At 40.2% G+C, this 22,302-nt stretch carries 19 protein-coding genes; 3 read left to right on the forward strand and 16 right to left on the reverse strand.

The features are described 5' to 3' along the window. Positions 1–13 precede the first annotated feature (13 nt). From D1B33_RS17135 to D1B33_RS17145, 3 genes are all read right to left on the reverse strand, one after another. Complete coding sequence (locus D1B33_RS17135) at positions 14–1,255, reverse strand: pyridoxal-phosphate-dependent aminotransferase family protein (RefSeq protein ID WP_118877632.1); 1,242 nt, start codon at positions 1,253–1,255, stop codon at positions 14–16. Positions 1,256–1,796: 541 nt separating this feature from the next. Beyond that, positions 1,797–3,104 (reverse strand): ammonium transporter, encoded by a 1,308-nt coding sequence (locus D1B33_RS17140; protein WP_118877633.1) that lies wholly within the window; start codon positions 3,102–3,104, stop codon positions 1,797–1,799. Between the two features lie 5 nt (positions 3,105–3,109). Beyond that, on the reverse strand, positions 3,110–3,469 hold the full coding sequence (locus D1B33_RS17145; protein WP_118877634.1) for a P-II family nitrogen regulator: 360 nt from the start codon (positions 3,467–3,469) through the stop codon (positions 3,110–3,112). Positions 3,470–3,818: 349 nt separating this feature from the next. On the opposite strand from D1B33_RS17145, the gene D1B33_RS17150 reads away from it, so the two are divergent. Both D1B33_RS17150 and D1B33_RS17155 read left to right on the forward strand, forming a co-directional pair. Then, entirely contained in the window at positions 3,819–4,340 is a 522-nt protein-coding gene (locus tag D1B33_RS17150) for a PadR family transcriptional regulator (RefSeq protein ID WP_118877635.1), read from the forward strand. 91 nt (positions 4,341–4,431) lie between these two features. After that, complete coding sequence (locus tag D1B33_RS17155) at positions 4,432–5,433, forward strand: alpha/beta fold hydrolase (RefSeq protein ID WP_118877636.1); 1,002 nt, start codon at positions 4,432–4,434, stop codon at positions 5,431–5,433. Positions 5,434–5,915: 482 nt separating this feature from the next. On the opposite strand, the gene D1B33_RS17160 is transcribed toward D1B33_RS17155, so the two are convergent. After that, positions 5,916–6,869, reverse strand: a complete 954-nt coding sequence (locus D1B33_RS17160) for a zinc-binding dehydrogenase (protein WP_118877637.1) — start codon at positions 6,867–6,869, stop codon at positions 5,916–5,918. A gap of 150 nt (positions 6,870–7,019) precedes the next feature. Between D1B33_RS17160 and D1B33_RS17165 the strand changes: the two genes are divergently transcribed. Beyond that, complete coding sequence (locus tag D1B33_RS17165; RefSeq protein WP_118877638.1) at positions 7,020–7,637, forward strand: TetR/AcrR family transcriptional regulator; 618 nt, start codon at positions 7,020–7,022, stop codon at positions 7,635–7,637. Positions 7,638–8,018: 381 nt separating this feature from the next. Here the strand turns inward: D1B33_RS17165 and D1B33_RS17170 are convergent, their stop codons facing one another. The 12 genes from D1B33_RS17170 to ligA all read right to left on the reverse strand — a co-directional run bounded on the left by D1B33_RS17170 (position 8,019) and on the right by ligA (position 22,301). Beyond that, positions 8,019–8,924 (reverse strand): glycine-rich domain-containing protein, encoded by a 906-nt coding sequence (locus D1B33_RS17170; protein ID WP_118877639.1) that lies wholly within the window; start codon positions 8,922–8,924, stop codon positions 8,019–8,021. 319 nt (positions 8,925–9,243) lie between these two features. Beyond that, a complete protein-coding gene (rlmD, locus tag D1B33_RS17175) occupies positions 9,244–10,605 on the reverse strand; it encodes a 23S rRNA (uracil(1939)-C(5))-methyltransferase RlmD (protein ID WP_118877640.1) in 1,362 nt (453 codons plus the stop codon). 143 nt (positions 10,606–10,748) lie between these two features. After that, a complete protein-coding gene (gene cydS / locus D1B33_RS18915; RefSeq protein WP_407656755.1) occupies positions 10,749–10,859 on the reverse strand; it encodes a cytochrome bd oxidase small subunit CydS family protein in 111 nt (36 codons plus the stop codon). Positions 10,860–10,870: 11 nt separating this feature from the next. Then, the gene (locus D1B33_RS17180) at positions 10,871–11,896 is read right to left on the reverse strand and encodes a cytochrome d ubiquinol oxidase subunit II (RefSeq protein WP_118877641.1); all 1,026 of its coding nucleotides are present in this window, start codon (positions 11,894–11,896) and stop codon (positions 10,871–10,873) included. A gap of 9 nt (positions 11,897–11,905) precedes the next feature. Then, positions 11,906–13,240 carry a cytochrome ubiquinol oxidase subunit I gene (locus D1B33_RS17185; RefSeq protein ID WP_118877642.1) on the reverse strand — a complete coding sequence of 445 codons (1,335 nt, stop codon included), beginning with the start codon at positions 13,238–13,240 and terminating at the stop codon, positions 11,906–11,908. 447 nt (positions 13,241–13,687) lie between these two features. Beyond that, on the reverse strand, positions 13,688–14,611 hold the full coding sequence (locus tag D1B33_RS17190) for a diacylglycerol kinase (RefSeq protein WP_118877643.1): 924 nt from the start codon (positions 14,609–14,611) through the stop codon (positions 13,688–13,690). A gap of 105 nt (positions 14,612–14,716) precedes the next feature. Beyond that, complete coding sequence (locus tag D1B33_RS17195; RefSeq protein WP_118877644.1) at positions 14,717–15,280, reverse strand: thioredoxin family protein; 564 nt, start codon at positions 15,278–15,280, stop codon at positions 14,717–14,719. A gap of 342 nt (positions 15,281–15,622) precedes the next feature. Beyond that, positions 15,623–17,068: an Asp-tRNA(Asn)/Glu-tRNA(Gln) amidotransferase subunit GatB gene (gatB, locus tag D1B33_RS17200; protein ID WP_118877645.1), complete on the reverse strand. Its 1,446-nt coding sequence runs from the start codon at positions 17,066–17,068 to the stop codon at positions 15,623–15,625. 2 nt (positions 17,069–17,070) lie between these two features. Further along, entirely contained in the window at positions 17,071–18,534 is a 1,464-nt protein-coding gene (gene gatA, locus D1B33_RS17205) for an Asp-tRNA(Asn)/Glu-tRNA(Gln) amidotransferase subunit GatA (RefSeq protein ID WP_118877646.1), read from the reverse strand. A 24-nt stretch (positions 18,535–18,558) separates the two neighbouring features. Beyond that, positions 18,559–18,852 (reverse strand): Asp-tRNA(Asn)/Glu-tRNA(Gln) amidotransferase subunit GatC, encoded by a 294-nt coding sequence (gene gatC, locus D1B33_RS17210; protein WP_118877647.1) that lies wholly within the window; start codon positions 18,850–18,852, stop codon positions 18,559–18,561. Between the two features lie 255 nt (positions 18,853–19,107). Next, a complete protein-coding gene (locus tag D1B33_RS17215; protein ID WP_118877648.1) occupies positions 19,108–20,286 on the reverse strand; it encodes a CamS family sex pheromone protein in 1,179 nt (392 codons plus the stop codon). A 14-nt stretch (positions 20,287–20,300) separates the two neighbouring features. Continuing rightward, positions 20,301–22,301: an NAD-dependent DNA ligase LigA gene (ligA, locus tag D1B33_RS17220; protein ID WP_118877649.1), complete on the reverse strand. Its 2,001-nt coding sequence runs from the start codon at positions 22,299–22,301 to the stop codon at positions 20,301–20,303. Position 22,302: the final 1 nt, after the last annotated feature.

The following is a 22,302-nucleotide window of genomic DNA, read 5'->3' on the forward strand; positions in this document are numbered from 1 at the left end:
ACATTTTACCTGCTTAAACAGTTACAAGGTTTTTAATTTCATCATATACATCTAAGGCTGCCTGTAAGCTTTCGCCTCTATTCACATTAAAGCCTTTGCGAATAAGCGTTCCTTCCAATGCTGCTAGAACATGAAGAATATTTTTCTTGCGGGAACTATATCCCATTGTTCCGATTCTCCAAATCTTTCCGTGGAGCGGTCCGAAAGAGCTGGCAATTTCAACTTCAAAGTCCTCCAGCATCAATGCACGCACCTCTTCACCGTCAATTCCAGCAGGTATCTCAATTGCCGTAACAACAGGAAGTTTGTGCTTTTCATCCCCAAATAACTCCAAGCCCATCGCTTTAATTCCTGCAACCAATGCTTTTTCGTTTAACTTATGTCGAGCAAATCGGTTTTCAAGCCCTTCTTCAAGAATAATACGAAGCCCTTCTCTTAAAGCATATTGCATACTTGTCGCTTCCGTATGATGATTCAAGCGGGTTGGACTCCAATAATCTTGGAGCTGCGCTAAATCAAAGTAATTACTGATAATTCGATTGTTGGAGAATTCGCTCTGAGCTGTTTTTAAGCCTAATTCGATACTTTTTCTTTTGTTTATCACTGCTTCAACGCGATCGTTAAAAGTAATCGGCGCTAATCCGGATGGAACAGACAAACATTTTTGTGTACCGCCAATTACCGCATCAAGCTTGAGTTCATCCACCTTGAGGTCGACTCCACCCAATGATGCTACTGCATCGACCACCAACAAAATATCTGCATTTCGGCAAGCTTCTCCAATTTCCTTTAATGGCTGCATGCAGCTAGTTGATGTTTCGGCATGTACAATGGCAACAATTTTCGGGGAAACTTCATGAATCTTATTGATGACGTCTTCCGGGTCAAAAACCTCTCCCCAAGGAACTTCCATCGTTGTCACATCTGCTCCATAACGCTGGCAGATTTCAGTTAACAGATACCCAAATCGACCGTATATGGGTATCAAAACCTTATCTCCCGGTTCAATCAAACTGCACAAGACAGCTTCAATCCCTGCTCTGGACGTTCCATCAACCGGGAATGCCCATTGATTATCTGTTTGAAATACAGCCCGAAGCATTTCCATTGTTTCATTCATGATATTCGTGAAGGCAGGATCAAATTGTCCTAAAATTGGAGTAGCCATCGCTCTCAATACTCTTGGATCAACTTCTACCGGCCCTGGCGTCATTATTGTTCTAAGTGGAACATTCAAATCTCTGTACTTGGTCATATATCCTTACCTCCTATTTTGTATATATTTAAAATTAAATGCATAACTATGAAACTATTTTCATTCAAACAATTCGTTTTTTAAAAATAATAATTAATTTTAACAGGATAAATTGTTATAATCAACAGAAAATTCTAAAGGTTCAGCTATAAAATATTACCAAAATCCATATTAATCAAAGATTTATATAAAAAATCCTTCTTAAATATGCGATTTCAAATAACAAAAAACAAACCCATTAACTTTTCACTTTATTTCATCAACATTTGGAATTAAAGCTAGATTTGTATAATAATACAGATAATATATCGTGGTTAAAAATGGTTCTGAAATTAACCAATAGCAAAAAAAGAGGCAAGAAAAGACTCTGATCTTCAATCGAGTTTAGAGCCTAATGACCACTTATTCATTCTGTCATTCTGATTTATTTTACTAGACCATCTCGAATCACCCCACCGCCTTACAATGGCTTGATAATGAACGGGTGTTTCATCAGTTGCAACAGTGCTGCCTTCCGATTGCGTTAATAATTCTTGAGTGACTAAACCACTCTTTCTTTTTTACTGCTAGCTCGGGCAACAGAAATACCTGTTGTTTCTTCAAAATCATACAAACCTGTAGGAATATCCGTGAATCTTTCTATTTCGTTATAGGCCGGGATCCCGTGGTAGGACATATCCAAACCTTCTTCTTCCTCCCGTTTGCTTACTCGGAAGCCAACCGTCTTTTCACAAACCCTACCTATTATCGTTCCACCAATAAGTCCCCAAACCAAGACTACCGCCGCACCTACTAGTTGTATGATTAGAAGAGAAAAATTTCCTGTTGTTAACAGACCTTGTGACTGATCAAATAATCCAACGGCAATCGTTCCAAACACGCCATTGAAACCATGAACTGCTACAGCTCCGACCGGGTCATCTACTTTTAAATTGTCTACAAATAAAGTAGCATAAATCACAATTATACCGCTGGCAACTCCAATCAAGATTGCACTCCATTGAGAAACAAAGGCACATCCGGCTGTGATGGCGACCAGCCCGGCTAATACTCCATTAATCATCATGCTGGGATCAGCTTTTCCGAACTTTTTCATCGTTAAGAATAAAGCGGCTGTACCACCGCTTGCACCAGCAAGCATAGTATTAAGAGCAATTGATGCAAGATCTGTATTTGAGGCATCTAGCGTACTTCCCGCATTAAAAGCAAACCACCCAAACCATAAAATAAAAGCACCAGCTGAAGCTAAAGGTATATTACTAGGTGCAAATACATTGGCACTTCCATCCGAATTAAATCTACCGCTTCTCGCTCCTAACCGTTTAGCCATTGAAAACGCTGCAAATCCTCCAACCGCGTGAATAGCACCCGACCCGGCAAAATCTTTCATGCCCAACTCCGCCAACCATCCATCGCTGTTCCAAATCCAATGACCTGAAAGTGGATAAATAACGGTACAAATAAGAGCTACTGTTACAATATAAGCTTTAAAATTCATACGTTCAGCTACGGCGCCTGAAATAATCGAGACACAGGCCACTGCAAATCCCATTTGAAACAGCACATAGGCTGCACCAGGCAATTCAATAGAAAGCGCAATTTTTTCCGGACTGCCAAAAAGGCTGGTACCAATGATTCCAAATGCATCTTTCCCGAACATGACCCCAAATCCAACTACCCAAAATCCTAAAGCCCCTATCGTTAAATCAACAAAAATCTTCATTGTTACATTGACAGCATTTTTCGTTCTTACAAAACCAGATTCCAGTAAACTAAATCCACCTTCCATAAATAACACCATGGCTGCAGCTATTACAATCCATACCGTATTTAAATACATTAATTCCATAGTGGTTAGTCCTTTCCATTTACTAAATCATCAATGTTATCGTCTTCTTCTCCTGTACGAATGTTGTAGGCTTCCAGAATCGGATAAACGTAAATTTTACCGTCGCCATCTTCTCCCGTTTGGGCGGAACCAACTATTTTCTTAATTGTTTGCTCGACCATATAATCAGAAAGGACAATTTCCAATTTCACTTTTGGATGAAGCGTTACTTTGTAATTTTTCCCCCGATAAACTCCTTGGCTACCCTTCTGTTTCCCCCTGCCTACCACTTGGGATATGGTAAATCCCGTAATACCTATACTTTTTAGCCCTTTAATGGTCTCCGTAAGCTTTTGAGGTCTTATAATGGCTTCGATTTTTTTCAAGTCACATCACCTTTTTTATAGATTTTATGGCTACCCATAAATTTTCGAATCACTCTGCTCACCTTTGAACAATATTAAAAAATGTGGAACTTGTGTGGGAGCACCTTTCCTTTGGAATTTTTCTTTTGTTGAAATTATTCTATATCCTTCCAATCAATCTCGCCAATATCGTTTTTCAATGAAAATAATCTAATATTGAGATGATTTATCATTCCTTGTTTTGATTTTGCTATGAGATTATTACCAGTCATAAACTTAGAAAAATTTCCAAAATAATGTTGACATTAATTGGATGGTGATTTATTCTTTATTTATCCAATGTTGGATATAAAAACTTGGAGGTTATAAGATGTCTGAATTGGTGATTTTGGGATTATTGAAAATAAAGCCGATGCATGGCTATGAAATCCAGACAATAATCCAAGAAAGTAAAATTGACGACTGGGCCAATCTGTTATCGGGGTCGATTTATTACTCCATCTCTAAACTAGAGAAAGAGCAGTTGATTGAACCTTTCAAAGAGGAGCGAACCGGCTCAAGAGTAAGGGTTATCTACAAAATTACTAAGGCTGGTGAAGAAAAACACCTAGAGCTTATAAAACAAAATCTTGGCGAAAAACCACATTCCTTAAAATCAGATTTCATGTTGGCGTTGTCCATGATGCGCCACCTTGATCAAGATGAAGCCCTATCTATTCTTAATGAAAATCTCAATGACTTAAAAAAGCTCAGAGAACAGTGGGAAATAAGAAAGCAAGCTGCCAGTGAATCAAAGGGATCCGATCCACTCATGTTGTTGTCTTTTAAAAGTAGTTTAGAAATCCTGGATATTGATATAAAAACGGTAGAACGAGCAATAGCATTAATTTAATTTTCAAATGAATATCCCTTCTCGGATATTCATCTTTATAGACTTATATCCAAATTTGGATATACAAACTTTATAAGGGGAGATAATTGAGATGAATATCACTGCTAAAGCTAGGAAAATCCCTGGCGAAAATAGTATTGTGAGCATGGAAAGTGTACACATTGGCGGGGTTAAGCAGTCGATTATGATTAGAGGAGAAAACCTGAACAATCCTGTTCTGTTAATGATTCATGGGGGGCCTGGACAAAGTGAAATTTATCTTTCCCATATGCTTAACGAGCCTCTTGAAAGGTATTTCACCATTGTGAATTGGGACCAAAGAGGTGCAGCAAAATCCTACTCCAAGAGTGTGCAGCCGGAGAGTATGAACATTTCCCAATTGCTTGCTGATGGTGAAGAAGTGATTCAATATGTTAGAAAGAAGCTAAATAAACCCAACGAAAAGTTTTATTTACACGGCCATTCGTTTGGAACTCTGTTAGGCATGCTAATGGTCAAACAATACCCAAATTATTTTCATGCTTATATAGGGACAGCGCAAGTGGTAGGCCTACTTGATAATCTTACAGTATCTTATGATTGGACTTTGAAGAAGGCAAAAGAACTTGGAAATCAAAAAGCCATAAAGGAATTAGAACAAATCGGAAGACCGCCATTTAATAATTTTAGTAAGGGGTTGTGGAAATATTCCGTCTGGTTGGCTAAATTCGGCGGGAAAATGTACAACAGCCAAGGGACAGAAATCTTTAAAGGGATTTTTTCAGCACCGGAATACAGTTTATTGGATAAAATAAAGTTTTTTAAAGGTTCTTTGTTCAGTGTCAAACATTTACATCAAGAATTACTTTTAACCAACCTAAGTGAATTGGTTAATTCAGTAGACATTCCTGTTTATTTTTTCTTAGGAAAACATGATTACTCTGCACCCAATGAATTGGCACAGAATTACTTTGAACGATTAAAAGCCCCCAGAAAGAAATTAGTCTGGTTTGAACAATCAGGCCATATGCCGCATTACGAAGAAAACTCCAAATTTGTTGACGAATTAATCAATGTTTTAGAAGAACAAACTAATCATCAACCATTACAATAGAAGATACCTAATTAGGATCGTTATTTATGCTCCTTCTTTTTATAAGTGATATTCAAACTCTTCCCTTATTCATTTAATAAAAAAGCCTTGATTCAATTTACTTAGATTGGCAATAAAAAGCTGCTCATTCGAAAATAAGCAGCTTTAAATCTTATTGTTGGTAACGGCTATTCTTAAATGAAGAATGAACCAATTTTCCAAATATTATTTAGATGCTTTTCTTATAGGATAGGAATTTATCTTAAGTCGTTTATACCTTGTTTTTCAATCAAACTGGGACATAACTGGCTTCAAGTTAAAGGAGTGGAGAAATTGGGTGAACACAAATTTCCTTTCTCCATTATTTGTTTGCTAGTATGATTTTTATAAACTTTTATGTTGAAAATATAAAAACCTGTGAAATTTTAAGGCAAAATTTCACAGGCATTTTAATTTCAGAGGATTTTTTATCCCAACCTCTACTTTTTAAAGAAAACTTACATTTATTCAAATACCGCCACTAAACGGCCTTTAACTTCATGATTTTTCAGTTTTTCTATACCTTTGTCGACTTCTTCAAACGGGATTGTGATAAGATTTGGATTCATTTTTCCAGTAGCGAAGCAATCATATACACCTTGTAAGTCTTCTACTGACCCCCCATTACTTCCTAAAAGCTTAATTTCTTTTGTAATCATTAAATACGTGTTGATATTCGATTCTAATTTACCCATACCAACAATAACAACTGTTCCTTGAACTTTTACAGCTTCTAATGCATCAGAAGTTGTTTGTCCAAAACCAGCAAAGTCAACAATGACATCGCATTCTGCTTCTTTCATATCTAGAACAGTATCGTAAACTTTATTAGCTCCTAGTTCTTCAGCAAGTTTTTGAGCTTCTGGAGATACATCTGTAGCGTATACTTCGCAACCTTTAATTAATGCCATTTGTAGAGCAAATTGACCCAGTCCACCGATACCGATAATTCCTAATTTTGTACCTTCTTTTGCTTGTCCAATACTGAAAAGAGCACGATACGCTGTGATTCCCGCATCTGTTGAAGCTGCCCCTTCTACAAAGGAAACGCCTTCAGGAATGATCACACATTGGTGAGCAGGAACACGCACTTTTTCTGCATATCCTCCGTCATAGGTGTACCCGGCAGTTATTTTCGTTGCTCGATCCATTGGGTTAGCCCCAACGCGGTCTCCGACTTTAATACCTTCAACACCTTCACCCACTTCAATAACAACCCCGGCAAACTCATGCCCCATAATAACAGGACCATTTGGGAAAAGCGGCATCCAACCTGGATCTTGTAATGCTGCAACATCAGAATGGCATAGACCAGCAGCTTTCACTTCTATCACTACGTGTCCTGGAATCGCTTTTGGATCTTCTTTTTCAATCAATTCTAGTGGTTTATTTGTACCTGAAAATAGCCAACCTCTCATACTATCTCCTCCAAATTGTTGAAATCTTATTTTTTATTCTACCTATATTTATAGTTTACTAGATTTTCCTTTCTATATACCATCCTTAATATTTGATATAATGTTGAGTAAACCAACACTTTCATCAAATCTGTCTAATAGGAGAGGAATATGAAGAAATCCAGTTCCAACCAAGCGATGCGGACTAAGAATTTCTTAAAAAAGGCATTTATTGAAATGGTACATAAAAAGGGATTTAGTGCTGTTACGGTGAAAGACATCGTTGATTATGCGGAATATAATCGAACAACCTATTATGTGTATTATCAAAACATAAATGAGCTTGTTGAAGAGTTAATGGATGAAATGTTTGAAGCCATTCAGCATTACAGCATGTCTAAATACCAAAGCGATAGTCGTGTAAAAGTAAAAGAGTTAACAACAACCTCCTTCGATTTGTTGTATTATATTTACGATCACCGTGATTACTATACGTTAATACTTTTAGAAGATACCTTGCCATGCATTCACCAGCAGCTGCCTGAAGCGATATTTAATTTATTGAAAAATAAATTTGATATTCAATACGGCGTGTCTTCTGTTGATGATCACTGCCAAAAGCATTATATGGCATATGGTACGGCGGGGTTGATTATGGACTGGATTGCGCAGGGTTTTGATGTTACACCCGGTGAAATGACAGATCGTCTCATACCTTTGCCAAAGGGTTTGTTATTAAAGAAATCGACACTTAAAAAACTTGGAAATATGTTTTCATATGTTGCGTGAATAAATAATTATTAATTTACGAAATTCTTCTGCATATAAAATTACCTTTGCATACCAATATCGATAAGGCTCGTATAATTCTTTAACAAATATGGTTAAACAATTATTGTTAATGAATTTGTTTTTTTAAAAATACACTCATGTTAACAAAGAAAAAGAACGAAGTCCCCCATCAGGAATTCGTTCTTCTTTTTTATACTAACGCTAACCCCGCCACCGCTTCACGATGTGCGGAGTGTTGGTGGCAACACATGGTGCTGGCTTTGAGGAATGCCTAGTAAACAGTTCACCACGTAGTTGATTATGTGAGGCTAGAAATTGCCTGGAATCTATTTCTTGTTATTTTCTTCATTTAGTTAAAATTCTGAGTGAATTTTTTTATTAATCTCCACCCCCACCGCAGCTTGAGCAAGAACTACCGGATGAGAAAGAGCTATCGGATGTGCATGTGCTGCAGGCGCTTGCGGATCCGCAACTAGTACAACTTGATGAATTGTTATTGCTTATTTTCATGTAACTTGAAAATTCATCATAGTGAAAATAAGAAACAGACATGAAAGGAACGAGCATTTCATTGTAATTTTGTTGAGATTTACTTTTTTTCATCATTTCGCGTATTTGCTTTTTTTCATAATTTTTTATTCTATTTGCGGTTTTTTTCATGGATGAAATAAGCGCGAGGACAGTAGCCATATATTTGCTATCACTCTTAAAATAGTTATCTATTAGTTCAACTTCTGTTAATTCTTTAAAATCATCAATAATATCGGGATGTACAGGGTTTCTGAAAAAACCATTATAAAGATGGATGTTCTCCTGTCTTATGAAAAAGAGCTCAGCATACACCCAATCAAAAAATCCGCGTAAATCAGGATTGGGTTCAACATTTACATTTGGCCTGTGATGAAGTGTTGTCCCAAGATATTTCTTTGAAAATTCATCATACTCACGGGTAAACATGAGCATCTGATGCCACAGTTCATCTACTTTCTCACTAAACATTGGTGACTCTTTTAAAAGTGAAGTCAAAATAAAATAGCGTTTCAAGTCCATGAGACGCCACTCGTACTCATGTTCTTTTAACCTATTTTCTTTTCCTACCCGCTCTTCTACGTTGTTCAAATAGCTTTTACTAATGGATTGCTCGAGGTTATCACTTAGTTTTTTTAATCCTTTAATTTGTTTTATCTCTAATGATTTGGGAGATAAACCAAATTTAAATGAGCGTTTTTTGCGTAAAAATAAAACAAACCAAATAAAAACTGCAAGCAGGAGTAACCATTCCATCGAATCGCCCCTTTCCCATTACTATTACTATTACTATTACTATTAGAACGTATTTTAATAACTTTTAATCCAAAAATAAAAAATGTTTTTATAGATAAAGAAAATAATAAGAGGATCCTACCGCTCTTTGTACCCCCTAAAAATATCCATTACACTAAGTTAAGTATACATCACTAATATTCAATAAAAAACACAACTATAAATTTTAATTATAGTTGTGCCTTAAAAGGTGAGCTTATTTATTTTCGATATATCGATGCTTTACCATGTCTCAAGATTATGTTTAAGGTTTCTTGATTAGTATAGTGTTTTTATTCCTCTATGATAACTCCAACCAAGCAACCGCTTCACAATGCGTCGTCTGCGGAAACATGTCCACTGGCTGAATCTCCATTGTTCTATATCCGCCGTCTTCCAAGATTCGCAGGTCGCGAGCCAAGGTCGCTGGGTTGCAGGAGACATAGACCACGCGTTTTGGTTTTTGCTCGATGATTGTATTTAATAGTGCTTCATCGCAGCCTTTACGCGGAGGATCCACTACCAGCACATCTGCTTCTTTGCCGTCCAGATACCAGCGCGGGATGACCTCTTCCGCCGGGCCTGCCTCAAAATAAGTATTCGTAAAGCCATTCAACTCTGCGTTATGCTTGGCATCCTCAATGGCTTGCTCCACGATTTCTACACCCATCACCGACTTTGCTTTTTGTGCCAGGAATAATGAAATCGTCCCGATGCCGCAATAAGCATCGATGACTCTTTCAGTCCCCGTCAATTGCGCATAATCCAGTGCTTGCTTGTACAGCACTTCCGTTTGAACTGGGTTGACTTGATAGAAAGAGCGCGCGGAAATTTCAAAGCGAACGTCGCCTATGGTATCCACAATAAAGTCTTTGCCCCAAAGCGTCACCGTTTCATTCCCAAGAATGACATTCGTTTTTTCAATGTTGATGTTTTGCACAATCGACGTCACATTCGGAACCAGCTTTCGAATCAGCGCAATTGCTTCTTCTTTTTGAGGGAATTTGTGTTTATTCGTGACGAGAACAATCATGACTTCCCCGGTTGCATGGCCTTTACGGACCACTACATGGCGCAGCATTCCTTGGTGGGATGCCTCATTGTACGGTTGGAGTCCGATTTCCATCAGTTCTTTTTTCAAGTTTGCCATCATCATATCCGCTTCGCCCACTTGAATTAAGCAACGCTCCATATCCACGATTTCATGGGTTTTGGATTTATAAAAACCGGCAATCGGACCTGTCTCGGTCATTGAAAATGGAATTTGGGATTTGTTACGGTAATTCCATGGATCTTGCATTCCTTTTACCGGAAGCACCGGCGCATCGATTTTCCCGATGCGTTTCATGACATTGCGTACCATGCTTTCCTTCCACTTCAATTGCCCTTCATAAGACAAATGCTGCAGCTGGCATCCCCCGCATTTTCCAAAGTAAATACAAGGAGCCTTTACTCGGTCAGGAGATTCCTTGATAATATCCACGATTTTCGCGAATCCGTAATTTTTTAATGTCTTAAGGACATGAACTTCCACCGTTTCTTCGGGCAATGCCCCCTGGATAAATAGCGGATACCCATCAATTTTAGCCACGCCATTGCCATCATGCGTCAAATCTTCTATATAAACAGTTTTACGATCATTTTTCTTTACTGGTGCTACCATGTCGAGTCCTCCATTTCAGTCCTTTTATTCTACCAAAAAACAACCCAACTCAACAGTAAGTTGAGTTAGGTTGTTTTTCTGCGCCGAAAGTGAAACGACAGGCGCAAAAATTTCTGCCGTATGTCAGGTACCCAAACAATTATTTACTCCTTCTCCTCTTTCACCAATTTGTCCAGAGGCGCTAATATGAAGGCGAAAATAATGGAAAGAATCACCGTTATAAACGGTGCCACAAAAATCATAAAGTCATTCATATTGATCTCTCCTATACATGGTCATTTCGCTCTCCCGTTACGTACTTTTTATTGAATAAGAACAGCCTGAACAAAAGATACAGAGATGGCAGCAACAAGCAAAGTCCCAGAATAAACGCAATTACCAAGGCAATGGCCATTTCCGTATTTGTAAACCCTTGGTGAATCGTCAGGTGTGGGTATAACAAATATGGGTAATGGGATATTCCGTATGCAAAAAAAGCAAAAGCAAATTGGAATATCAATAAAATGACCGCTAAACCATAGTTCCGTTTTTTCCACAAAAACCATACTGTCACCAGAAATAATAGTCCCGACAACAAGAAAAGCGGCCAAAGACTAACGATACTGTTAAAATGCACGGCATTGTGATCGCGCATTTCCACAATGATGCCGATTGCCGTAATGATTAATGGAAGCGCCCAAATCAACGAATACTTCCGCATTAAATCACTCGCTTGCGGATCATTAGCTTTCCAAGCATACCAAGTTAAAAATACAGCTGATATATAAAGTACAGCAGCAATACTCAATAGCACAATGCTCCAGCTAAGAGGACTCGTATAAAGCGCCCAAAAATCAAGAACTGGCCGCCCATCAACAATATCAACAAAGCCGCCTTCTGAGATTGTCAAGACCACCGAAAGAGAGGCCGGTATTAAAAGACCCGACAGTCCATATGCGAGTGCATAGCCTTTATGCCCTGCCGCTCCATAGGATTCAAATGCATAGTAGGAACCCCGTACCGCCAATAAAATGATTGAAATGCTGACAGGGACCAGCAAAATGGTTCCATAGTAAAAGGCAGTTAGCGGGAAAAAGCCGACAATCCCTACAAAGAAAAATACTAGGAAAACATTCGTCACTTCCCAAACCGGGGAAAGATAACGTTTAATGATATCAGACAGGATATGCGAGCGGTTCGTCAACAAAGTATAGGCATTAAAAAAACCGGCACCAAAGTCGATGGAAGCTACAATTACATACCCAAATAAAAACGTCCATAAAACAGTTACTCCCAATACCTCCAGGTTCATTGTGCCATGTCACCTCTTTTCCAATTTTCTTTCTGCAATTTCTCTTTCGATGGTATTCGCTCTGAACATTCTCCTTAGCACAACGATACTGCCGATACCTAATACAATGTAAAGAATACAGAATAGCAGCAGCATTAAATCGACCTGGTCACTTGTTGTTGCTCCCTGTTCCGTACGCATCAAACCTCTCAGAATCCATGGCTGCCTGCCGACTTCTGCCAGCCACCATCCTGCTTCAATAGCTATGATGGATAAGGGTCCCCCGCTTACAATGACCCATCTGAACCATTTTTTATTAATAAATGACCAGCTGCGCCTCTTGCCTATTACATAGACTAAGGGAACTAAAAACAAAAACATTCCGATAAATACCATGATATTAAATAAATAATGGATATAAAGCGGTGGTATTTCATCTGGCGGAAACTCATCCAGGCCAATAACTTCGGCAAATGGATTGCTATGTGCAAGAATGCTTAAGCCATAAGGGACCGTAATTTCATACCTTACTTCCCCATCGTCCATAATACCCAGTAAGACAAGCGGCGCTTCTCCCGTTGTTTCAAAATGCCACTCTGCAGCAGCCAGCTTTTCAGGTTGGTATTCTGCTAAATACTTTCCGGAAAAGTCTCCAATGAGTGCAGTGGCAAAAGAAAAGACGATGCCCAATTTCATTAATAAAAACAAGGCTTTTTTATGATAAATATGATTCGATCCTTGCAATAGCCGAAAAGCGGCGATGGATGCCAAAATAAATGCAGAAGTCATGTAAGCCGAAACCAACACGTGAGCCACTTTCGTTGGCATGGCTGGGTTAAACATCGCAATTAAAGGCTGGATGTTCACTAGTTCCCCATTCACGACGTCAAATCCTTGGGGTGCATTCATAAATGAATTGACAATTGTAATGAAAACCGCCGACATGGATGCACCAATAGCTACCGGAATCAGCAGCAGCATATGTTTCTTTTGGCTATCAAATCGGTCCCAAGTATATAAATAGATGCCCAAAAAGATGGCCTCAAAAAAGAAGGCAAAGGTTTCCATAAATAAGGGCAATGCAATGACTTGTCCTGCAAGCTGCATAAAATTGGGCCATAATAGCGACAGCTGCAATCCAATGGCTGTGCCGGTAACAACCCCGACTGCTACCGTAATGACAAATCCTCTTGTCCAACGTCTGGCAAGCAAAATATAATGTTCATCATTATTTTTATAGCCCACCCATTGGGCAATCATGATCATCAAGGGGATTCCGACACCAATCGTCGCATAAATAATATGAAATGTTAAAGTGGTTTCCGTGAGTACCCGACTCCAAAACACCGCTGACTCGTTAATCAACGTAAATCCTCCCCGCTAACGAAATAATCTGCCGATCATGGATAAAAGCATGAGGCATGCCACACCGAAGCTTAAATAAATTAGCCATCTCTCTTGATTTTTATACATGGTAGATTCGCTCCTTCATGTGCATTATGCCCATTTTCGCATTGAATGAACGGATAAATTGTTGGCATGGATTTTCTGCTGTCGTTCCTTTTTAAGCCACGAAAAAATGCATCTGCACAGTATAATTGCAGATGCTTAAAGGTGATTTTTTAACTTTTTAAATAGTACCTCCCCATATCAATTTTCTTCCCCATCATTATTTTCAACTTAATGATTTTCTATAGACTTCATTCGAAGAAAAGTCATAATAGCTCTAATTCCTTTAACTGCAAACCGCTATAATAAAATAAAGACCCATATAATTTTGGGTTTTCCAAAAGTTATATGGGTCCACTTACCTTAAACTCGATCTTGCTCTCGAATCTCTTCAATTGGAACGAATACTTCAATATGGCGTTTTAAGTTTGTAAATTTAACGGGTGCATCGCCGCCATATTCGCCATCCAGGTTAATATGGATTGTTTCGTCATCCACTATCGAGGTAACTTTGACTACGCTGGCTTTTTTATAAATGAGGTTAGGGTCATTTAAGTGTTCGCCGCGCAGTGCCAATGAAGCTATCCGGGCAAAATCTGCAAGACTGCATTTCTTTAGGATCATTACCGTAAACAATCCGTCGTTCATACTAGCATCCGGAGCAATTTTTTCAAATCCGCCTACAGAGTTGGTTAAGCCGCATAAAAACATCATGGCTTCCCCTTCAAAGACTTCATCATCATACTCGATTCGCATGGAAGTAGCTTTTATCGAAGGAATCATTTCAATTCCTTTTAAGTAATAGGCAAGCTGCCCAAGAAGGGTTTTCATTTTGCTTGGCACTTCGTATGTCAATTCGGTAATACGGCCACCTGCAGCGATATTGATAAAGTAACGATGATCGTTTATTAATCCAACATCTACAGGAATGCTATCGCCTTTTACGATAATATCAATCGCTTCATCGATCTTGCGCGGAACATGGATTGCCCTTGCAAAGTCATTCGTTGTTCCCATTGGTACGACGCCAAGTTTCGGCCGTTTTTCATAGGGACTTATTCCCGCCACAACTTCGTTTAATGTTCCATCGCCGCCAGCAGCAATAATCAAATCAAAACCACGTTCGACCGCAAGAGCAGCTGCTTTTTTTGCATCTCCCTCGCCAGTTGTCGCATGGCAAGACGTTTCATAACCTGCAATCTCCAATTTTTCCAACACTTCAGGCAAATTTCTGCGGAAAATCTCTCTTCCGGATGTTGGATTATAAATGATACGCGCTCTTTTCATCGTTTTTGTCCACCCTATACTTTTTTATGTATAAACAGTTTCATGTGTAAAGAGGTTCCCTTCAATTATATCATTGAAGAGAACATCTCCGTCTTATACATTATATTATGACAACGCTTTCGTAATCACAGATTTTATGTCTTCATATACCCACTTTGCACATTGTGGGTCTTTGACATATTTCTCCTGCAAGTTAGTATACAGTTCTTTTTGTTTTTCTTCAAATGTCGGGTCATCTTTGTCCGGAAGTTCGGCACGTGAATCAACGACCAATTGCTGCAATTCAGGAGCACGTGGTCCCCATTTTCCAATTACTTCACCTTGCTCATTTAAAAACAAGTAAATCGGAATGGCGCGGCCGCCGTTTGTTAGATAACGGTCGATTAACTCTGTGTCCGCATCACGGAATGCACAACGAATCTCGAGATTTGCTTCCTCGGCAATTTTACGCATTACTGGATTATTCAGCATCGCATCTCCGCACCAGTCTTCCGTAATTGTTAAAATGTGCGGTTTTTTCTCTCTTAATAGCTGAAATACATCATCTTCCGAATTGACAGTGAAGCTTTCGTAAATTTTGAAACTTGGTTCTTTTAAGTTCGTTGACATTTGCTCCATATACTCAGCCATCGTCATTGACTCTTCAAAATATTGTTGTTCCGTTTTCATAGATGGGGCCCCCTTCTCTTTATATAATTCCATTTTGCAATGAATCTGTCCGTTTTACAATTTATCTGTTCACAGAAAAGCGGAAGCGCCCCGCTTAGCCATCGACAGATGTTTTGTGTACCGAAAGCGTAGCGGCAGGTACAAGCGCTGGAAGGCCCGAATCGAAAGCTTCTTTTCAGCTTTCGACCGAGGGACTGAAGCGACTCGAGGGGCTGGGCGCTGTAGCTAGACATTATTCAAACTTAAAGACTCTATTTTTCCATTCACTCAAAAACCCCCATAAGCCAACCAATTGACTTACAGGGGCAATTCATCTTAAGAATCTAAATACTTTTAAAAAATTTATCGTTTATTGATTTCTTCCAGCAAGATTTTATTGACCATTGGCGGATTAGCCTGGCCTTTGGAAGCTTTCATGATTTGGCCTACCAAGAAGCCGATTGCACGGTCTTTACCAGCTTTGAAGTCTTCGATCGATTGTGGATTGTTGTCTAAAACTTCTGTTACGAAGCCAAGCAATACAGCTGGATCCGAAATTTGAACCAATCCTTTTGCTTTTACGATTTCGTTTGCATCGCCGCCGTTTTTCACTAGCTCCGTGAATACTTTCTTCGCGATTTTGGATGAAATCGTTCCATCTGCAATTAACTTCACCATACCAGCCAGGTTTTCAGGCGTTAAGGCAGTATCGGCAAGTTCTTTTTGCTCTGCGTTCAAATAGGCTGAAACATCACCCATTAACCAGTTCGCCGACAGCTTTGCGTCTGCTCCGTTTGCTACCATCGAGTCGAAGAAATCAGAGATCTCTTTGTTTACCACAAGGACTCTCGCGTCATACTCATTTAAGCCCATCGCTTCCACATAACGTTTTTTGCGCGCATCCGGAAGTTCAGGGATAGACGCTCGAACGCGTTCCAACCATTCATCGTCGATTTGTAAATCAACTAAATCCGGTTCTGGGAAGTAACGGTAATCATCTGTTCCTTCTTTGACACGCATTAAAATTGTTTTGCCTGTTTTCTCATCGAAACGGCGTGTTTCTTGCTTGATTTCCCCACCTGCAAGCAATACTTCCGCTTGGCGTTTCTCTTCATGTTCAAGGCCTTTACGTACGAAGTTGAATGAGTTCAGGTTTTTCAGCTCTGTTTTTGTACCGAATTCTTCTTGACCGTAAGGACGAATTGAAATATTCGCGTCACAGCGAAGCGACCCTTCTTCCATTCGCACGTCCGATACCCCGGTATATTGAATAATTGCTCTTATTTTCTCAAGATAAGCATACGCTTCAGCAGGCGTACGGATGTCCGGCTCAGATACGATTTCCACAAGCGGTGTACCTTGGCGGTTGAAGTCCACTAAAGAATAGCCATCGCCATGCGTTAATTTACCGGCATCTTCTTCCATGTGAAGACGTGTAATGCCGATTCGTTTTGTATAGCCCGGTTGGCCGTCGGTTCCTTCGATTTCGATTTCAATCCAGCCATTTTCCCCGATTGGTTTATCAAATTGCGAGATTTGATAGGCTTTCGGATTATCCGGATAGAAATAGTTTTTGCGGTCGAATTTTGTATGTTGGTTGATGTCCATGTTAAGGGCAAGTGCCGCTTTCATGGCATAATCAACAACGTTTTTATTTAATACAGGCAGCACACCAGGGTATCCAAGATCGATAACCGTTGTGTTTGTGTTCGGCTCCGCACCGAAGTGGTTTGGCGCTGGAGAGAAAATTTTTGATTCTGTTTTTAACTCTACGTGTACTTCTAAACCAATGACTGTTTCAAAATTCATGATTATTTACCCTCCCAGATCTGAGGAGTTTGATGATGGAATTCAGTCGCTTGCTCATAAGCAAATGCAGTGCGATAAATTGTTTCCTCATCGAAATGTTTCCCGATAATTTGCAATCCTAATGGCAGGTTGTTGTCAAACCCGCATGGAATTGAAATGGCTGGAACACCCGCCAAGTTAATCGGAATTGTTAAAATGTCGTTTGCATACATCGTTAGTGGATCATCTACGTTTTCTCCCACTTTAAATGCAGCAGTTGGCGCAGTTGGTCCAACGATAACATCATAGTTTTCGAAAACTTTGTCGTAGTCTTCTTTAATTAAAGTACGGACTTGTTGCGCTTTTTTGTAATATGCATCGTAAGTACCTGCGCTTAATGAATACGTCCCCAGCATAATACGGCGTTTCACTTCATCGCCAAAGCCTTGTGCACGTGTTTCTTTATAAAGCTCCATTAAGTTTTTCACGCCTTCAGCACGGTAACCGTAACGAATTCCATCGAAACGTGAAAGGTTGGATGAAGCTTCTGAAGATGAAAGGATATAGTATGCCGCTAAAGCGTATTTCGAGTGAGGAAGCGATACTTCATCAACTGTTGCACCCAGACCTTTCAGTACCTCCAATGCCTCTAGAACAGCATTGCGGGCAGCATCCCCCACACCTTCGCCAAGGAATTCTTTCGGTACAGCAATACGCAGGCCTTTAATATCGCCATCCAATTTGGAAACGTAGTTTGGTACCGGCACATTCGCTGAAGTTGAATCGTTAGGATCCACTCCGGCAATGGCTTCCAAAAGAAGGGCATTATCATATACATTTCGAGTGATTGGCCCAATTTGGTCCAATGAAGAAGCGAACGCTACCAACCCGGAACGAGAGACGCGGCCATATGTTGGTTTCATACCCACTACGCCACAATAAGCTGCTGGCTGGCGGATGGAACCACCTGTATCGGAACCTAGAGAGAAAGGTACTTCCCCTGCTGCAACTGAAGCTGCAGATGCACCTGAGGATCCTCCTGGTACATGATCAAGATTCCATGGATTTTTTGTTGTTTTGAAAGCAGAGTTTTCATTAGATGAACCCATTGCGAATTCATCCATGTTTAATTTACCAACAGTAATCATGCCTGCTTCACGCAGTTTTTTCACTACTGTCGCATCATAAATCGGCATAAAGCCTTCGAGGATTTTGGAAGCGCATGTTGTTTCCAATCCTTCCGTTACGATGTTGTCTTTTACGCCAATCGGCAATCCAAACAAAGGACCGCGCTGTTCAAATGGAACCTTGTCCATTTCAGCTGCCTGTTCAGCGGCTTTATCTTTATTTAAAGCTAAGAATGCTTGTACATCGCCGTCAAGGTTCTCGATACGAGCAAACGCTTCGTTCGTTAAATCGGCAATACTGAATTCGCCGTTATGTAAGCCTTCTTGTAATTCTTTCGATGAACGTTCGAATAACGTCATGAATTACCCTCCTTCAACTTTTGCTTAGTCTTCCAAGATTGGTGGTACTTTTACTTGTCCATCCACTTGTTCTTTTACGTTTAACATCATCACGTCACGGTCCAGTCCTTTTTGTGCTACGTCTTCACGCATGACGTTTACAATCGGAAGCACATGTGATGTTGGTTTTACATTGGTAGTATCCAATTCATTCAATGTTTGTGCAAAGTCCGTAATTTTCCCTAATTGTTCTGCAAACTTCTCTGCTTCTTCATCCGTAATAGCAAGTCGTGCCAGATGAGCGACATGTTTTACTTCTTCTTTTGATAATTTCGCCATAAATTTACACCTCCGAATTCTATGCGTGGCAATAATCATTAATGATACCATTTTTGCTAAAATAAATCATAAATTTGGGCAAAAATACGAAGATTCGTATCAATATTTGTCACTTTTCATCATACATTGTATATTCTTTCGTCCACTTCGTAAACAAGTTCTATTATCGCCTTAAATTACATGGATTCAAACACTCCAATGATAAATTCCTGAAAAAACCCCAAAGAACCAATCCACGTCCTTTAGGGTCACCCGTTAGTAATCATAGATATGAACAAAAGGTTCTTCGTCTCCGCGCTCTTTTAAAATAAGCGCTTCAGGACCATTGATGGAGGTAATGCTTACTTCAATATCCACATCCATCGGCAGCTGCTGAATCATCACGCCTGTCAAATACTGTGTAAAACCAATAATTTCGGTTGTTCCATAAAATTGAATCGGAATCTCGATGGATAGCTTTGTGAGCGTATTATTTTGATAAAATCCTCTTCCGATGACACTCGTATGATTTGAGAAGTATTCATCGATATCTTGTTTAAAGTTTTGGAAGCTAGTATTCACATTGCGATATAGCTCATCCGGCGAAGACATTGGGAAAGTGACATATTCCTCGTTAATCTCTTGCCAATCCCCTAAACCATTTTCACCTTGCTCGGATACGTTATATGAAAAATAAGTCCCCGGGACAATTGAATTTCTCGCTTGCTGCTCAAATAAACCAATAAGAATTGGCACATCCTGAAGTTCAGGTCGTTGGCGCAGACGGGAAATGACTTCCTCCGCAATCTCTTTTCCTTTTTTTTCGAGCTCCGCCTGCGGAATTGGTTCTTCAAAAGTATCTCCATATTGTTGTTTCTGGTAGTAATAAATGGAGTTTAATGCAAGACCAATGGAAATTCCGCCAAGGGTTACTTTATTGTCATCGGTTTTGACAAGGTAGTTTTGTTCAACGATATGAGCAAGATAAATCGGCGCTTCTTTTGCTCTTACTGTCGGATCTAATGTAGCTCCCTTTGCATCCACATCAGGTGGATTCAGTCCGCGAAGTTCCTCGGGTTCATCTTCATTTTGGTTGCTTCTGGCAAGCCAGTTGCTTACTGTGTCCGCATCTAAATACTGGCCTTCCTGGAAGTAGTAGTTCTCTGTATCATAAATATTTTGTGAAAGTCGCATTAACCCTTCTTCTACTTCTTTGATGTCATACTTGGTATATAAATTTGATACGACTAATCCACGGCTGGCACTTTCTTTGTAAGGGACCAGCGTTCGATAATAACTTTCTTCTAACTGCATACTTGGGATGATTGTCGTTTCAACTTCTGCTTCAGTTTCATCGGTTTCGTTTAACACTTCTGTATCTTCCTTGAATGAAGGCACGCAGCCAGCTAACATTGCAACAACGACCATCGCCGGAATCCAGCGAAAACGGTTCATCGTTAGAAACTCCTTTACTGTTGTAATTGTTCTACGAGGCGGTCTTCATTCCAAACTTCGATTCCCAGTTCCGTCGCTTTTGTCAGCTTTGAACCAGCATCTTCGCCTGCAATGAGCAAGTCTGTCTTCTTACTCACACTTCCTGCGACTTTTCCGCCCAACTCTTCTATTTTCGCCTTTGCTTCGTTCCGTGTCAATTGCGATAATTTCCCAGTTAGTACAATTGTTTTGCCGGCAAATGGATTGTCCCCGACTTCAACTTGTACTTTCTTTCCTTTATACGCCATATTGACGCCAACTTCTTTAAGGCGGTCCACTAAAAGCCTTGCTTCATCTTTTTCAAAATAAGTTACGATGGAATCGGCCATTTTTTCTCCAATTTCGTGAATAGCCGTAATGTCTTCTTCTTTCGCTGCCATCAGGGCATCCATTGTTTCAAAATCTTCGGCTAATAATTTTGCCGCTTTTTCCCCAACATGGCGAATGCCCAACCCGAACAATAAGCGTTCCATCGAATTTTCCTTCGAGCGGTCAATGGCCTCTACCAAATTGGCAGCAGACTTTTCGCCCATTCTTTCAAGCTTCACTAACTGTTCTTTTTTCAGATGATAAAGATCCGCAACATCCCGGATATATTCTGTACGAAGCAGCTGTTCTACCACTTTTTCTCCGAGGCCGTCGATATTCATGGCATTGCGAGAAACAAAATGCTTTATTCCTTCCGCGATTTGAGCAGGACATTGAGGATTCACGCATCGGAGCGCTACCTCGCCTTCAATGCGAACCAGCTCGCTTCCACAGGCAGGACAATGGGTTGGCATTTCAAATGGAACCGAATCCTCTGGACGTTGCTCCAGAACAACTTCCACAACCTCCGGAATAATATCCCCTGCCTTATGAATAATCACGGTGTCCCCAATGCGGATATCTTTTTCCCGAATTAGATCTTCGTTGTGAAGCGATGCTCTTGCTACAGTTGACCCAGCCACAACGACCGGTGCCAAAATTGCGGTTGGTGTAATTACACCTGTACGACCGACTGTTAAATCGATGTCCAGAACAGTTGTAATCGCTTCTTCTGCCGGGAACTTATAGGCAATTGCCCATCTAGGGCTTTTAGCCGTATAGCCCAATTCATCTTGATGTGCATAGCGATTCACTTTAATCACAATGCCGTCAATTTCATAGGCAAGATTTGGACGATTTTCCGTCCACATATTAATAAACGCTATACAATCGTCAATTGTTTCACAAAATTTGCGCTCTTTATTTGATGGAAAACCGAGTGTTTCAAGATAATCAAGCATCTCTGCATGCGAGTCAATGCCATACGCTTCGCCGTCGCCACCGATTGCATAGATAAATGTGGAAAGGTTGCGGCTTGCCGCAATTTTCGGGTCAAGTTGGCGCAGCGAACCCGCTGCTGCGTTTCGCGGGTTGGCAAAAAGCTCGAGCCCTTTTTCCTGGCGTGACTGATTAAGCGCCTCAAAGGATTTTTTCGGCATATAAGCTTCGCCGCGCACTTCGATTGTTACCGGTTCTTTCAACCGAAGCGGAATCGAACGAATGGTTCTTAAGTTCGCGGTAATCTCCTCTCCAACTACGCCATCTCCGCGCGTTGCCCCTTGAACGAATATGCCATCTTCATAGCGCAGCGAAATGGCCAACCCATCAATTTTCAGTTCACAGACATATGAAAAATCATCGCCGATTGCCTGGCGAATTCTACGGTCAAAATCGCGCAAATCCAATTCATTGAATGCATTGGATAAACTTAGCATCGGAAAGGCATGCGTCACTTTTTTAAAGCCTTGCAGCGGCGTACCCCCAACTCGCTGTGTCGGAGAATCCGGGTAAATTAAAGAGGGATTTTCCTTTTCGAGGGCGATCAATTCATTTAACAATTGGTCATACACAGCATCCGGTACAATCGGGTTGTCCAATACATAGTACGCATGCCCATATTCATGAAGCAGTTTATTTAACTCGGCGATTCGTTGTTCAATCTCGTTCATG

Source organism: Ureibacillus yapensis, from assembly GCF_003515775.1.
Taxonomy (GTDB): Bacteria; Bacillota; Bacilli; order Bacillales_A; family Planococcaceae; genus Ureibacillus; species Ureibacillus yapensis.